General features: G+C 42.2%; 11 protein-coding genes, 2 tRNA genes and 2 pseudogenes. 7 read left to right on the forward strand and 8 right to left on the reverse strand.

The window, feature by feature from the left end:
- Positions 1 to 84 precede the first annotated feature (84 nt).
- Entirely contained in the window at positions 85 to 753 is a 669-nt protein-coding gene (locus HQR03_RS08170) for a GAD-like domain-containing protein (protein ID WP_272487615.1), read from the forward strand.
- 145 nt (positions 754 to 898) lie between these two features.
- On the opposite strand, the pseudogene HQR03_RS08175 reads toward HQR03_RS08170, so the two are convergent.
- Both HQR03_RS08175 and HQR03_RS08180 read right to left on the reverse strand, forming a co-directional pair.
- Positions 899 to 2,134 (reverse strand): annotated as a pseudogene (locus tag HQR03_RS08175) (IS3 family transposase).
- A gap of 311 nt (positions 2,135 to 2,445) precedes the next feature.
- Positions 2,446 to 3,054 (reverse strand): DedA family protein, encoded by a 609-nt coding sequence (locus HQR03_RS08180; RefSeq protein WP_173239835.1) that lies wholly within the window; start codon positions 3,052 to 3,054, stop codon positions 2,446 to 2,448.
- Between the two features lie 245 nt (positions 3,055 to 3,299).
- Here HQR03_RS08180 and HQR03_RS08185 point away from each other — a divergent pair, with 245 nt between their 5' ends.
- Positions 3,300 to 4,868 (forward strand): phosphatase PAP2 family protein, encoded by a 1,569-nt coding sequence (locus tag HQR03_RS08185; protein ID WP_173239836.1) that lies wholly within the window; start codon positions 3,300 to 3,302, stop codon positions 4,866 to 4,868.
- 159 nt (positions 4,869 to 5,027) lie between these two features.
- On the opposite strand, the gene HQR03_RS08190 is transcribed toward HQR03_RS08185, so the two are convergent.
- The 4 genes from HQR03_RS08190 to msrB form a co-directional block, all read right to left on the reverse strand.
- Positions 5,028 to 5,104 (reverse strand) — tRNA-Asp (locus HQR03_RS08190).
- Positions 5,105 to 5,156: 52 nt separating this feature from the next.
- A tRNA-Val gene (locus tag HQR03_RS08195) sits at positions 5,157 to 5,232 on the reverse strand.
- Positions 5,233 to 5,626: 394 nt separating this feature from the next.
- A complete protein-coding gene (locus tag HQR03_RS08200) occupies positions 5,627 to 6,109 on the reverse strand; it encodes a glutathione peroxidase (RefSeq protein ID WP_025652847.1) in 483 nt (160 codons plus the stop codon).
- A gap of 154 nt (positions 6,110 to 6,263) precedes the next feature.
- Positions 6,264 to 6,689, reverse strand: a complete 426-nt coding sequence (msrB, locus tag HQR03_RS08205) for a peptide-methionine (R)-S-oxide reductase MsrB (protein WP_025652846.1) — start codon at positions 6,687 to 6,689, stop codon at positions 6,264 to 6,266.
- Positions 6,690 to 7,311: 622 nt separating this feature from the next.
- Here msrB and HQR03_RS14385 point away from each other — a divergent pair.
- Positions 7,312 to 7,555: pseudogene (locus HQR03_RS14385) on the forward strand (helix-turn-helix domain-containing protein); the annotation flags it as partial.
- Positions 7,534 to 8,931 carry an aminotransferase class I/II-fold pyridoxal phosphate-dependent enzyme gene (locus tag HQR03_RS08210; RefSeq protein WP_413771504.1) on the forward strand — a complete coding sequence of 466 codons (1,398 nt, stop codon included), beginning with the start codon at positions 7,534 to 7,536 and terminating at the stop codon, positions 8,929 to 8,931. The pseudogene HQR03_RS14385 and the gene HQR03_RS08210, both read left to right, overlap by 22 nt.
- A gap of 119 nt (positions 8,932 to 9,050) precedes the next feature.
- Here HQR03_RS08210 and HQR03_RS08215 read toward each other — a convergent pair whose 3' ends face one another.
- Together HQR03_RS08215 and HQR03_RS08220 are read right to left on the reverse strand one after the other, a co-directional pair.
- Positions 9,051 to 10,658 (reverse strand): inorganic phosphate transporter, encoded by a 1,608-nt coding sequence (locus HQR03_RS08215; RefSeq protein ID WP_025652844.1) that lies wholly within the window; start codon positions 10,656 to 10,658, stop codon positions 9,051 to 9,053.
- 564 nt (positions 10,659 to 11,222) lie between these two features.
- Positions 11,223 to 12,908: an ATPase gene (locus HQR03_RS08220; protein ID WP_101211463.1), complete on the reverse strand. Its 1,686-nt coding sequence runs from the start codon at positions 12,906 to 12,908 to the stop codon at positions 11,223 to 11,225.
- Positions 12,909 to 13,170: 262 nt separating this feature from the next.
- Between HQR03_RS08220 and HQR03_RS08225 the strand changes: the two genes are divergently transcribed.
- From HQR03_RS08225 to HQR03_RS08235, 3 genes are all read left to right on the forward strand, one after another.
- Entirely contained in the window at positions 13,171 to 13,884 is a 714-nt protein-coding gene (locus tag HQR03_RS08225) for an FFLEELY motif protein (protein WP_173239837.1), read from the forward strand.
- A gap of 107 nt (positions 13,885 to 13,991) precedes the next feature.
- Positions 13,992 to 15,143, forward strand: a complete 1,152-nt coding sequence (ubiE, locus tag HQR03_RS08230) for a bifunctional demethylmenaquinone methyltransferase/2-methoxy-6-polyprenyl-1,4-benzoquinol methylase UbiE (RefSeq protein WP_025652841.1) — start codon at positions 13,992 to 13,994, stop codon at positions 15,141 to 15,143.
- A gap of 170 nt (positions 15,144 to 15,313) precedes the next feature.
- On the forward strand, positions 15,314 to 16,018 hold the full coding sequence (locus HQR03_RS08235) for a ubiquinone biosynthesis accessory factor UbiJ (RefSeq protein ID WP_173239838.1): 705 nt from the start codon (positions 15,314 to 15,316) through the stop codon (positions 16,016 to 16,018).
- Positions 16,019 to 16,043: the final 25 nt, after the last annotated feature.

Below are 16,043 nucleotides of genomic sequence, written 5' to 3' on the forward strand. Positions count from 1 at the left end.
AAAGGGTTTAGGCTATAAATCGCCAAGACAGGTGTGGTTTGACTATTATCGTCAAGCGGCGTAACTAAAATCTCCCAAGTTTAACTGTACGGATTTGACGGCAGGGGTCAGCCAGTTGCACAAGCTATTTTTAATCGTTATCGTGGTAGATTGCCTGATAAACTACTATTCTATTGGGAGCGTTTAGGGTTTTGTCGCTTTAAAAAAGGCTTATTTTGGATAGTTAATCCAGCTGACTACGAAGAAGATCTGACTACATGGCTCGGCGATGAGGTTATGAGGCAAGATAACTATTATGTGATCGCTCGAAGTGGCTTTGGCGAATTATACGTTTGGGGTGAAAAATCAGGATTCACATTTGAAATCACTCCTACTCTAGGTTGGATATACCAAAAGAAAGGTAATGCAAAAGAAATAGCGTATGGAAAATCCAATCAAGAATTAGCTATGTTTTTTGGGTTTAAACAGATTAAATATACAGATATGGAAGACAATAACGGTAAACCCCTATTCGACCGTTGTGTCAAAAAGTTTGGCGCACTTGACTATGATGAAATGTTCGGCTTCGTCCCTGCCCTTGTGATTAGTGACAATGCGTCTATTAAAAATGTGGATAAGATGAATATCTTTGTACATCTCAATCTTTTACCCGACTTGATTGAAATCCAATACATCGACTTTAAGAAATTAGGACAAATGGCATTCGGTGTTGAAGATTCATCAAATCTACCTGATTTAGATGACTTAGTATAATTAATTATTTAAGCCACCTTCGGGTGGTTTTTTATTAGCGATCAGCTGATTGGCTCCACTACTTTCATCCTCAAACAGGTATGAGAGGAATTGACGATATGACCCCTGCCGTCAAATCCGTACAGTTAAACTTGGGAGATTTGAATCAAGCAGCTTTACGATAATAGTCAAACCACACCTGTCTTGGCGACTTATAGCCTAAACTCTTTTGAATCCTCGCTTGGTTGTAGTACAGCTCGATATAGCCGATGATATCATTGATTGCTACAAACCTTGTTTTATAGTCTTGGTGATACACTAGCTCATTCTTTAATGTGGCCCAAAAGCTTTCTATGGGTGCGTTGTCGAAACAATTGCCTTTACCACTCATTGAGCCTTTGAAATTATGCTACTTGATGATTTTGTGATAGGCATGACTACAATACTGGCTGCCTCTGTTAGAGTGCACAATCAATCCTTGGCTTGGACGTTTATTTTTGATTGCCATATTGAGTGCACGACATACTAAATCTGCGGTCATTCGCTTATTGATAGCATACCCGACCAGCTCTTTGGTGTATAAATCTTTGACTCCAGCTAAATACAACCAACCCTCATTGGTCCAGATATAAGTAATATCACTGACCCACGATTCATTAGGATGCTTAGCATCAAATTGCTGATTTAGTATGTTTGGATAGACAAGCTTGTTATGGTTGGAATCAGTGGTGATTTTAAAGCGTTTGTGACGACGGCATTTGATTTCATGTTCTTCTTTAATGCTTCTGACCATATATAGGCTAATATCGTGCCCTTGCTCTATCAGCTTTGCGTGCAGTCGATCAGCACCATAACATGCTTTTGTTTCACTATGTGCCGCTCTGACAAGTAGCTCAGACTGGTTACGGTGTATCTGTTGCTCACTGATATCACGACTCAGCCAGTCATAATAGTAGCTAGAATGCTTAACCTTTAGTACACGACACATAGTAGTGATACTAAAGAAGAGATCGTTGTTTTTGATAAAGGCCTACTTCACTAACTGTCACTGCGGGCATAGCCCTACGTCTTGCGTCACTAAAACAGTCTACTAGACTGTTTCTTAACGTTCCTCATTGGCAAAGTACGCCGTCGCCTTTTTTAATATCTCTCGTTCCTCTTCGGCTACTTTAAGCTGTCGTTTGAGCTGCTTTATTTCCTGAAGAGCCGTCATAAGATCAGGATCATATTGTTCTGTGCCGATAAGCTTGCCTTGATTGGCTTTATTATGCCAATTAGATAAGGTCTGCATGGCGATGCCAAGCTGCTTTGCGGTCGCTGAGATATTGCCATTATTGTCTGCTATCTTCTTGACGGCCTCGGCTTTAAATTCGTCACTGTAGCTTATTATTTTCTTGGTCATGATAAACTCCGATTAATACGCTTAGTTTACCAAGTTTAGGTGTACGGTTTTTTCAGCATAGCTCACATGATGCTATTGAGCTTTGACCATATAATAAAAATAGCGGCTACTAGAGCGTGTCCTCAATCTGAAAATGGTGATAAAAATAAGATAAATGGTAGCCAAACAAGGAAAATAGTGCAGATAATATCGAGATATTGACTAGCTATTTGACGTAGTTTGGCAAGAGTTAGCTATTTTTAGCCCATTTAGTCGCTTTTGTTCAGGTTGAGGACACGCCCTAAATATGTCTCGAATAAAACGGACATCATTTACGGTTGCCGACGGCGCTTAATAAGCCAACCGATGATAATCACGACAACCAGTATGCCAAATCCTTTGGAATAAGGGGCTAACACGCCTTCGATGACCTCATAGTTCTGTCCGAGATAATATCCCGCCAACGTCAATGCCGCCGTCCATATACTCGAGCCTAAAGCCGTCAATGCTAAAAAAGGCAGCAGCGGCATATTGTTCATGCCAGCAGGGATAGAAATGAGCGAACGAACGCCAGGCACCATACGGCCAAAGAACACGGCTGTTTTACCATGTTTATTGAACCACTCATTTGCAGAGGCAACGTCATCAGGTTTAACGAGCACGTATTTACCATATTTTTCGGTAACCGCGATCAAACGTTCTTTATCGAATATACGACCTAAATAATATAACGGTAACGCACCAAGTGAAGCACCTAACGTGCCAGCAAGGATGACTAAGATTAAATTTAAATCACCTCTCGACGCGGCGAAACCAGCTGCTGGCATAATGACTTCAGAAGGGATAGGTGGAAAAACGTTTTCGGCAAACATGGCAAATACAATACCAAAGTAGCCAAACTTTGCCATAATACTGAGTACCCATTCGCTGATTTGATTCATAATTATTACTTTCCTTCATTACCATCGTGACGGTCGTATTTTTTCAATTTTTGAGCACATCTAACCATGAAAATATCCAAACATTGCGATTAGTCTAAACCTACTTTGTGTCAAAATCTGCTGTTTTATGCTATTTATAGCACTTGCATTATGGCAATGATTAGACAAACCCTATGACCAGTAATTCACCTCTTTCCATGATATCTAGATGGATCTCCTTAGCCTGCGCTTTTGGCGTCTTTGCTATGCTGTACTCTTTGACTAATCTCTATGCGCAAGCGCTGTTTTATGATATCCAATTTTCTGAATTAAGTAGCATTAACTCTGTATGGCCTAAGAAAGTTTATAACCTCGCCACACCGATTGATGTAGCGATTCCTTTCATCCCACCGATGATTGTGCCTTATAGCTGGTCAATCATGCTGTTTTGTGCCGGCTTTTTTATGGTAAAAACACCAGCACAACTTTCCTTATTAACAGGAAAATTAATCTTAGCCACGCTTTTCGCCTGTTTTATCTTTTATATATTCCCCGCCAAATTTACTTTTGAGCGCCCTACTGTATTAGGCTGGGCGCATTATGGCTATCAGTTTTTGCATATAACCGACAAACCTTTTAACCAGTTTCCTTCCCTGCATGTGGCATATGCTGTATTACTGGGGACGTCTTTATGGCAACTTTCAAAATCCGCTCTATATCGCCTAGCACTTTGTTGTATCTGTAGTCTCATCATCGTCTCCACCGTCCTGACTTATCAACATCATCTTTTAGATATTGCCGGTGGCTTATTACTGGCGGCGCTTGTACTGATCATGATCAATAAGCTGCGTAATAATTTAGTTTTAAAGTATTTAGTGGTGGCGATATCAGGATTTTTAATTCTATCGATAGCAGGATTCATGCTCAATAGAAGCGTTGCCTCTGGCACTTTTGCAGGGTTGTATTCTGTAGTCGCCACGTACTGGGCGTTAAGTTTTTTGGGTTTGGCATGTGCGTATCAACACCCCAACCAAACTCGTGATAAACGTTGGTTTGCAAAGGATAAGCAAGGGCGCTTACGACTGTCTACTTGGTTGATATTTGCGCCATTATTATTGGGCTACCGACTGATGTGGTATGTCGGACAACGCTATCAATTCACTCAACATAAACAGTCAAATTCTGGCTTATTGAGTCATACTGATATGGGCTCGAACTATAAAATAGCGGACTCTATATATGCGATCGCTACGCCAAAATTATTTGGCTTGTCGCAAATGAATAATAGACACTATTTGTATTTTTCAAAATTTTCGACAATTATTGTGATTGACTCCGCTGTTGAAACCAATAGCCATAATTTGAGCTTAAAAAAAGCGCTAAATACTCAGGTGGAAGTACACAAATTAGACGTTAATAATAACAGCTCATCACTCTGCAATACTTACCTATCATTTACCGCTATTAAAATTAAATATCTTTATTTTCCACTGTTGGATTTACAGTCTTTAAGAGAGGTTGCTGCTCAGGATTTTATTCATCTGTTTAAACAGATAGATACCTTAGCAAACGATGCCTTAGCAAACATTGGTATAGCGACTAATATCACGCATAAACAGCTGCCTGACAATATGGTACTGATTAACTTCCAATGCGTGATGGGATTATCCCGTAGCGTCGCCCTGCACGCTTTGTATCTGATATATCAAGGACAGTTGACTGCTGATAATTACGTCACTTGGATCAACGAGCAATATCCAAAAGCGCACCTCAATGACTATTATCTGCCCAAGTTACTCGTTAATAAGATAGAAATTTTCGCTAAAAAGAATTGAACCATTATTTTAAAATAGTGATCAATACGTCCTCGTTAATAATAGCTATGCCGTTTTGCGTCTAAACCAGATACTTACATCAGAATTCAGACACAAAAAAACCTCAAACAATCTAATGTTTGAGGTTGAAACTTTTGTATTAAAACTAAGTTTTAAATATGGCGCAGCGGACGGGACTCGAACCCGCGACCCCCGGCGTGACAGGCCGGTATTCTAACCAACTGAACTACCGCTGCTTAGGTCGTTTTTAGCATCTTCTCTTATTACAGAGACACTCGCTAAAAAGAGTGGTGGGTGATGACGGATTCGAACCGCCGACATTCTGCGTGTAAGGCAGACGCTCTACCAACTGAGCTAATCACCCTGAGCGAGGATATAACGAAGCACTGCTTCGTCCGAGCGCAAGAGAATTTACATTGTCGTAAATTCTAAAAACTCAGCACCTACATAAAGTAGGTATTTATCCGCAAGAGAAAATTCTTTAAATAGAATTTTCTAAAGCTTTGATTAACTAAAGTAGTCACTCTCTAGTTAATACTGAAATATCTTGACGATAATTTCAACAACATAGAACTTAATTAAAGCCCCTTGCTGTGGGTGTGTATTATATAGATTTACACCTGCCTGTCAAATATTATTTGCCTTTTTATTCGCTATTTTTTAACGATTTTATAAGCATAATGACAAGCCCATGTTTTTATTGGCTTTATATTTAACGATAAAGCCAATATTCTTTTATTTTATTAAGAAATAACGGATTATTTGGCCAAAGCTTTTTCAATATCAGCGGTCATGGCTTCAGGTTTGGTCGTTGGCGCATAACGATCGATCACCTGACCATCACTACCAACTAAGAACTTGGTGAAATTCCACTTAATACCGTCTGTCAGTAAGCCGCCTTTTTGTTCTTTAAGCCAATCAAAAATAGGATGAGCATCTTTGCCGTTGACGTCGACCTTTGCCATCATTGGAAAGCTTACGCCGTAATTCTTTTGACAAAACGCCCCGATCTCTTCATTACTACCAGGGTCTTGGCTACCGAATTGATTGCAAGGGAAGCCCACAACGACCAAACCTTTATCTTTATATTGTTCATGTAGCGCCTCTAACCCCTCAAACTGCGGGGTAAAGCCGCATTTGCTCGCAGTATTGACAATCAATAACACCTTGTCTTGATAGTCAGAAAAGGCTTGCGGGCTGCCGTCCATACGCTCTGCAGTAAAGTCGTAAACAGTACTCATCATCTATCCTTAAATTGATTGATTTTTTTGATATTTTTGGGTGCGCCTGCCTTTTTAATAATATTAATATACAGCGCCAATAATTAAAAAGGAAGCAACACGTGCTTCCTTTTTATACCTTTAGAGAAAAATAATCTACTGGTTATATCTGAAACTACTTTTCAGATTTGTCTAAATCAATAGAGACTGAATTGATGCAATAGCGCATACCTGTCGTCTCACTTGGCCCATCTGGGAATACGTGGCCCAAATGTGCACCGCAGTTGCTACAGGTGACTTCTGTTCGAGTCATGCCCAGCGAATTATCCACATGCTCTTCGATAGCACTGTTATCGATGCCTTGGTCAAAACTCGGCCAACCGCAACTGGCATCAAACTTACTAGCAGAATCGAATAAGCTGGCGCCGCAACCTTTACAGCGGTAAACACCGTCATCAGTTGCATCATTATAAACGCCAGTAAATGGACGCTCTGTACCCTTTTCACGCATTACATGATATTCATCAGCACTAAGGCGCTCTTTCCAATCTGCTTCGGTCAGTTGGCTGATTTCTTCTTTGCTAAGTTGATTGTCTTGCATGATTGATCCTTACTTGAGTATGTATAGTCAGTCTTATATAAATCGGCTACGGTTAAAGCTCGCTTAGTCTACTATTTGTCGTAGTTCTACTTGTCTGCTTTGTAGCCAAATCACCTTAAGCTGATTGTATTATATAATCGATTACTAGGGATTTATCATCACCTTATTAGGATAACGATAGCCTTTATCTGCTGCTAGTCAGCATGATATTCAAGGGGTATATGATGACAAGCTTGATAGAGATGAGTAATAACTATCTATCCCATCATAGACCTTGTATAGCGTCACAGACAATGATGCTGTAATCAGCCACTTTAATCACATCGGTAGCAGCTGTCTATTTTTACCAACGTTATACACAATTATTTTATTAAAATTTTACTGGTAAATTTATGCTAACGCCCATGAGTAGTGAGGATGGAGCATTATCAAACGATTAATGCAAGTTATTCTTGCATTCGTGTATTAAAAAATACTTGCATCAGCCTACCTTATGCAATAATATCTTGCATTAGCACTGGATTAAGTGGTTTTGGATTAAGTAGAAGTTCATTCGATAACACTAAATTTAACCAACTTCTTACTTTTACTCTTTATGACAAATCGATTAATAAAGGCTTAGATGATTATGGCTGATGATAAGAGCAAAGGCACACAAGCCGAACGGTTGGTACAGCTACGCCGCGACAAGGGACTCACTGCTGAGCAATTGTCACAAGCTATGACAGCAGCGGGTGCAAAGGTCAGTCGCGGTGCTATCTCGAACTGGGAGCGTGGTACCAACGGTATTGTGTCGTCTAAGCTACCAACATTGGCACGAATACTGGGCTGCAGCGAAGGGTATCTGTTGCGCGGTGAGTTGCCTCATGAGACAGCCACTGATGCAGACTCACCTAATCGTGTTCACACCAAGGACGAGAGGCTTGATGTTCGTGACAATGTCCAAACTGATACAACAACCCCTAATGCCCGTAAAAACTCACAAAACAACCCTATGAGTGGTCACTCTATGAATCCAATAAAAAAATCCGATAAATTGCAAAACGTCTGTTATGACATTCGTGGTCCCCTACTACAAACAGCCAATAAAATGGAAGCCGAAGGCAAGCGCATACTAAAGCTAAACGTCGGTAATCCAGCGCCTTTTGGTCTGGAAGCACCGCATGAGATTTTGCGCGATGTGGCCATGAATTTGCCAGACGCGACAGGGTATTCCGACTCGCAAGGGATTTTTTCTGCTCGTAAAGCTGTCTTGCAGTACTATCAAGCAAAGGGATTACTATCAGCAGTCGATGTTCGTGATGTCTATTTGGGCAATGGGGTTTCTGAGCTGATTGTGATGACTATGCAGGCGTTAATGAACGACGGTGATGAAGTGCTTATCCCGATGCCAGACTACCCGCTTTGGACAGCGGCGGCGAACTTGGCTGGTGGCACAGCGGTACATTATCGCTGTAATGAAGAAGATAACTGGCACCCTGACATTGAAGACATTAAGTCTAAGATTACGAGCAAGACCAAGGGCATTGTGGTTATTAATCCCAATAACCCAACGGGTTCACTTTATAGTGATGACCTGCTGAAACAAATTATCCAAGTCGCTAAAGAGCATGACTTAATCATCATGGCCGACGAGATTTACGACCGTATTCTTTATGATGATATGGTACACACCCCAGTAAGCACCCTGACGGACGAGGTGCTGGTCTTATCATATAATGGCTTATCAAAATCGCACCGTATCGCAGGATTTCGTGCTGGCTGGATGATGGTTTCTGGTAAAAAACACCACGCGGCAGACTTCATCGAAGGGTTAGACATGCTGGCGTCTATGCGCCTATGCTCTAATGTCCAAGGGCAGTATGCGATTCAGACAGCGATGGGCGGCTATCAGAGTATGAAAGATCTGACCTCAAAAAAAGGCCGTCTCTATAAGCAGCGCGAAATGGCGGTGTCACGACTTAATGCGATTAAAGGCATCTCTTGCACTATGCCGCAAGGCGCGTTCTATTGCTTTCCTAAAATGGATCCTGAGATTTATCCTATCAAAGATGATATGGAGTTTATGATGGACTTATTGGTTGAAGAAAATGTCTTAATGGTTCAAGGTACTGGCTTTAACTGGGACACCCCCGATCATTTCCGTCTGGTATTTTTGCCTAATTTGCACGACTTAGAAGATGCCATGGATCGCTTAGATCGCTTCTTTGCCAAAAAACGTAAGCAATTTGGTACGGATTAAAGAGTCAATAACTATTAGAAAGATTAGAAAGGTACAAAAAAACGCTTATCGGCATGATGTCGATAAGCGTTTTTTTGTTGTTACTTTATGAGTAAAATCTAAGCTATGACGTTTCTATTTTAGAAAACGTACATCAAAATGACAAAGCTCAAGGCTGACATTGAAGCAGCGGCTGGTAAGGTGATAATCCATGCCAAACCAATGGGCTTCATTAATGCCCAATTGGTGTCTCTATTCACGACACCGATGCCAAGTACTGCCCCAACTAAGGTATGCGTACTAGAAACTGGTAGCCCCATGGTTGACGCACCCATAACGACAGCAGCAGCAGCCAGTTCAGCTGAAAAACCAGAAGCAGGATGCATTTTTGCCAAATTGGTACCGACGGTTTGAATAACCTCTTTACCGATAAACCAAAGACCAACAATAAGCGCCACACCAAAGGTCAACATTACCGCAGGTGGTACTGCCGCTTCGGTAGCAATACTATTGGTGCGGATAACATCCATAATGGCCGCAAAAGGACCGACGGCGTTGGCAATATCGTTTGAGCCATGACTAAAGGCAAAGGCCGATGCCGTAAAGACTTGCATCCAGCTAAACATAATAAACGTCGCCTTGGTCAAATCCTCTTTATGCTTACCACGGATACTCTTGGTATATATATAGGTCGCAAGCCACACCAGCGCCGCTATCATACCCATGATTAAGAAGCCTTGCAGCGTCGTCATGCCATTATTGACATTCTTTAGACCCTTAAAGATGACCAAAGAGGCCATGACTGCCCCGCCTGCAGCAGCAATGATAGGTACCCATTGTTTCAAAGCTTTTAGGGTATCAAGGTTGCTGCGCTCGTTCTCAATTTCATAAAGCTGTTTGTAATAGTCAGTCTCTAAATCTTCAACGTCACAATCATCATCTTTATAGATTTCTTGATCACGCAACATCGCTGAGGTATAAGCCAGTTGTTCCGACTCTGAGAGCGCCTCTAAAAACTCTTTATGATTTTGTTTTAAGGTTTTCTTATTGCCTTTCAAAGTCGCGATGTGCGCCTCTGTTTTATCATTATACTCAATGATATTTTTCTTAATCTGTCCATATAAAAGGTAGGAGAAAACGCCGCCTAGTAGCGGTGATATTACCCAAGAGATCGCAATCGTTCCAATCGTTCCCCAATTCACGGTTGATAATGCCATTTCGGTACCACCTAACGTGATACCCAATACAATGGAGCTACCAACAACACCGCCGATAATGGCGTGAGTGGTCGAAACGGGTAACCCTTTTTTGGTGGCAAACAACAGCCAAAATGCGGCAGCGATAAGCGCTGACAGCATGACATAGATGAACTGGTTAGGCGTTACTGAAAGACCATCCAGATCGACAATGCCGCTGCGAATGGTATCGGTGACTTCACCACCTGCCAGCACAGCTCCAGACACTTCAAATATCGCTGCGATACCCAGCGCTTGTGGAATGGTCAACGTCCCCGCACCCACCGAGGTACCAAAGGAGTTGGCGACATCGTTACCACCAATATTGAATGCCATAAAGACACCAAAAGCGGTAGCTACGATAAATAGCGTCGTCTGCTGACGCATGGTGTAATCTAGACCCCACCACAAAAAGTAGGCGGTCATCGCAATCAGTAAAATGCCAAAAAATAGATTTATTCTCATAGAGCCAACTGATTTGGCTGGCTCAGTAGAACTGTTGGTAATACCCATACGTTGATACGCCCTGCGTAAGGTGATTGAAATTATCTGCGGTTATTAACATTGCGACGCCAATAATGATACCGTTTCCAGTATGCAAAACTTAAGAGCGTATGCGCAATGTGCTGGTCAAATTACAGCTTCGATCTACTGCCCTAGCGCACGTATTTACCTTAACCCTTAGCTATCATTAATTTAGCTATCATTAATACAGGGCGTCAGTACCATGCAATATCCAGGACCATAGATACATCATTCAACATGTCACAAAGCCGCAAGTGATAATGCCAAATCATTTGATTAAAGCATCTTGCGGCTTATAGCTTCCATTGTAATCGACTTCATCAAAATATTTAAAATATTTATATTAAATAAAACGAATGCTTTGTCCACACATCTCATTTAGTAGAAGGCAGAAATCATTACGTGCCTATTATATTAAATCTAGGCACATAATGCATGATGATATTGCAAGATTTGTAACTGCTAGTGTGCGAACCTGCTAACCTCTTTATTTAGTTATATATTATTAGGCATTTGAGAAATAACCAACCTTACTATGGCTGGTTATAACCGTTAACTGTCTGAGAGCGCGAACAGCTGTTTAATAGCGTGATCTAACACATCCAAACGCGCCTGACGCTTCTCATTGGTGGCGATGACGCACCAAGGTGCATACGCTGTGTCGGTATGTGCCAGCATATCAGCCGCAGATTGCACATAATCTGACCACTTATCGCGATTACGCCAATCATCATCGGTTAATTTAAACTGCTTATGCGGCGTCTCTTCACGCGCTTCAAAACGCTTAAGCTGTTCTTTTTTATCAATAGCCAACCAGTATTTGATGACCAACGTCCCTGCGGTGGCCAAGTCCGCCTCGAAGCGATTAATTTCATCATATGCACGCTGCCATTCATCATCTGTGGCAAATCCTTCAATACGCTCAACCAAGACGCGACCATACCAAGTACGATCAAAGATGGCGATACGACTAATACGATCCGTTTGCTCGTTTGGCAGTTTGGTCCAAAATCGCCATAGATAAGGGTGTTGTAACTCATACAGCATTGGCGCGCCGATATTATAAATTTGATACTCGCGTGGGTCGAGGGGTGCCACCAATCTTTTGATCGCCCCGCCTTTACCAGCAGCGTCCATCCCTTCAAAGGCGAAAACGATATGCCGACCTTTGCGCGCACGTAGCAACTCAGCAAGACGTGCTTGTTTTTCTGCCAACGCATCACGGTAGTCAGACTTATCGATATCGGCATCATCGATGTCTTCTAAAAATTTAGGGATTTTTACAGGTTTAAATTTCGCTGATTTAATTGCTTGCTGAGCTTGCTTGTCAGTCTCTGAGGTTGTTGCCGTATTTATTTTGCTGCTTACTAGCGCGGTTTGCATCGCTTGTAGTACTTCATGACAGAAGCGATCGGCGGCATCTGACTTATCATCACCATCAATAATGATCCAATCATCTTGCTGGCGGAGCAGTGTCGCGGCTACCTCATTAAACTGCGCAACTATCTCTGTACTATTCCAATCAATTTGATACAAAAACTGCGGGTCGGCTTCAGCGTCATTTAATCGCTCTTGTAACGTTTCGATATTGACATGGAACCAACATTTAAGCAGTCGGGTTTGATTGGCGGCTAAATCTTGTTCGAACGCTTGCAGCTTAATAAGTTGCTGCTGTAGATACGCTTGCCATTGCGCAATCGGTAACGCCTTTTCATTGTCAGATTTGTCATTGTCAGACTTGGTACCTTCTGGTTTTTGATTTTTCGATGGTTTATCATCATGGTCTGATGTTGCCATACGCATAACGTTATAGAGCAAATCGGCATACCAATTACCAAAATAAACCATCACATCGCCATGACGCGGCAGCGCTTTGGTATGTGCTTGCCAAATCGGCTGATACGCTAAGGGACAATCACCGATGGTTGCCTCAACCTTGAGTAGCCGAGGATCTACCCACTGGCGCAATTGCTTCACAGCAGTGCCTTTGCCTGCCTGCTCCATACCATTGACCAACACCAAAAGCCCTGTTGGTTTGTTGAGGGTTGGCGGCGTCTGTTGCCGCGTTGCTCGTAGGGCATATTGAGCGGTGACCAGTGCCAACCGTAGTGCATCTTTATCCATAGAAAACTGATTCAGTGGATTAGGGGTTAAGCGCTCCTCTATCACTTGCTCACTAAATTGGGCACTGACCGCTTGTGCTGCGTTGGGTTCAGTCGTATTGTCATTTTTGCTCATAATGGTCATCGTCCTATGATTGAAAGCACATCTGCTTAATCATAGCATTTGACCAATTCGGTAAATAACGCTGCTATGTAACAGTTTGACATTTGTATTCTGCTTTATTTTCTTTTAAGGTGAACACAATCTTGAGAGCATGCTTTAATAGGATCATAAAATAATAAAAAAAGGCTCAAAATAGGCATCAAAACTCAGCATAACTTTGACCACTTCATTCTCAATCTACACATAATTTTTACCTTTATATAGGATTTTTGCTATGTCTGCCTTAACCGATTTACAACAGCACCTCACACATTTTTGGGCGCTACCACATCATCAAGATGCTGAATTAAACACCAAACTCAATGAAGTGCAAGTATGGCAACAAGCGCGACTCCAACGTACGCATAGTGAACTATTCGAACAGCCAAAAAACCAACTGATGGCAGACTATTTTCTGACGCAACTATACGGCGGTGATGAGTTTAAGTTATTGGCCAAGCAGTTAGAGCGGATTTTGCCAAAAGCCAAAAAGCTTGAACGCCTTGCAAAAGAATCAGCTTTAGAAGCTGGCAGTATGGGTATCCAAGCAGCAATTCTAGCGATTGAGCTAGATTTACATTTGGCTCAGTGGCTACTTGCCCAAGACTTACCAATTACCGAAGACAATATGCTAGCCGCCTATCGTACTGTCGATGAAGCGAATAAGCGCCGCATTCAGATTACCAATCTTAAGGATGTTTGCTACCGCACTGACAAGCATTTGAACTCATTTATGCTCAAACAAGCGTTCGCGTTAGCAAAAGGCACCGCTTATCGCTACAACTTTCAACCACTGTATGACTTTATCGATACCGGTTTTAAAGCCATGAAACCCCTTAAAAGCGTAAGCAGCTTTATCGAACCGTTTTGTGAACGTGAGCTTGAAATTATTGACGAAGTTCATGATACGGATAATGGCAATAAGCCCTTGGCGTTTGGTGTATTATAGGGCTAATTAGAGACTCAGTTAACTGGTGAAATTCGTTAACAGACACAATATATAGTCGAAAAAGTATCTCAAAAAATAATCATAAAAGTGAATAACAGGATAATGCTATGACCGATAATACCAATGATAACACTACTCCCTCTGACCAAAAGCCAGCGCTCAACACCACGATTAATGGTCAGCTGCAAGATAAATTGGTCAGAGACAGCATCACTCACAGTCAAAACATCACCGCTCAAGTAAAAGCACGTCAAAGTCCTGTGCCTAATGCAACGACTGATACGAGTATTGATGCTAGCGTCAAAAAAAGTAAAAGTAATGACTTTACGCAAGTGCAAAACTTACCAACCGGAACCCCACAAGGTCAACAAACGACTATGCCAAACCATACCACCAACGCTAATAATACGTTGAATGACAGCGCAAGCAACACTTCAGCGCAAGCACAAACTGCCAAACAAACACTTTTTAACCAGCGTGATGACATCAATAATCCGCATACGCCTGATACTGATGGTAATGAGCAAACGCATTTTGGTTATAAAACGGTCAATAAAGCAGAAAAGCAAGCGCGCGTTGCTGATGTCTTTACCTCAGTCGCCAAAAAATACGACATTATGAATGACTTAATGTCATTTGGTATTCATCGCTTATGGAAACGTTATGCGATTAGCTTGTCAGGCGTACGTGCGGGTCAGCATGTACTCGATATCGCTGGTGGTACGGGTGATTTGGCCAAAGTATTTAGTCGTGAAGTCGGTCGCAACGGTAAAGTCGTGTTATCTGATATTAATGCGGCCATGTTAGAAGTTGGTCGTGAGCGCTTGATTAATGCTGGCTGCAATAATGTCGATTTTGTACTTGCCAATGCTGAAACATTAGCGCCATTTGATGACAATAGCTTTGATTTGCTTACCATCAGCTTTGGTCTGCGGAATGTCACGGACAAAGACGCTGCGTTAAAATCTATGTATCGCGTACTGAAACCGGGCGGTCGTTTATTGATTTTAGAATTCTCAAAACCTGTGTTTGAGCCATTATCAAAAGCCTATGATTTATACTCATTTACCGCATTACCAATGATGGGCAAGCTGATTGCCAATGATGCAGAAAGCTATCAATACTTGGCTGAATCGATTCGTATGCACCCTGATCAGCAGACGCTAAAGCAAATGATGCAGCAAGCGGGCTTTGAGAATTGTGATTATCACAACTTGACCGCTGGTATCGTTGCTGTGCATCGCGGTTTTAAAGCGTAGTTTTAGAAAAGAATAGTTTTAGAGCGTAGTTTTAAAAGCTGCTTATACAAACAAGCTTCTTCATAATGTAAAAACGTCCGTCATTAGGTAGGCGTTTGATCATAGTCATAACAGCCAATATTGAAATATGCGCCAGGCTTATGGCGCTCAACCAAACATGTGAGAGCCTTATGCTGACTGTTTTACTTTTGGCAGGTGCCGAAAAGCTGATTAACCTAGCCATTGCGAGTGATGAGATTACCAAATCAGGATTGGCACCGCTTGCTGGCAAAGTGTTGCGACTGAATATGGCAATGCCTGAGATTCGTTTGGATATTCTATTCACCCATGAGCGTTTGCGTTTTGAGCCGGTGACGACAGACAGCGTGTTTGAGACGAGCGGCCGTATGAACGAGCGCCAACAAGCCAGTATGGAGCGCGCTCGGATCGGTCATAGTCGTCCAGACTGTACCATTACCGTAGACAATCCAGCGCAATTGCTGAATCTGATGCGCGGCACTGAGGGCAACCTGCCTATCGCGGGTGATTACAAAGTGCTCATGCAGCTTAAACAACTGGTCGCAGGCTTTGACCCAGATGTCGCAGGACAGCTCGAGCCATTTATCGGTAAGCCAATGGCCAGTCAGTTGCATCTGCTCATCTCACAACTCAAAGGCAGCTGGCGTCATAGTGCCAAACGCGCTTTTGATGATGTCAGCGACTGGGCCAATGACGTGGCGGGTAATGTCGCTCCTGACCCGATGGAAGCCGCCCAAGTTAATGACTTAAAGCAGCAATTACTGAAGCTGCGTGCTGATGTTGAGCGTGAGGAGGCCAAACTTGCTGCTATTAAAGAGGAACAAGCCAGTTTCCTCAACAACTCGTTTCATCAATAATTTATGCCGTCGATGATAGCTAAAA

The sequence above is a fragment of the Psychrobacter okhotskensis genome (genome assembly GCF_013248965.1).
Classification (GTDB): Bacteria; Pseudomonadota; Gammaproteobacteria; order Pseudomonadales; family Moraxellaceae; genus Psychrobacter; species Psychrobacter okhotskensis.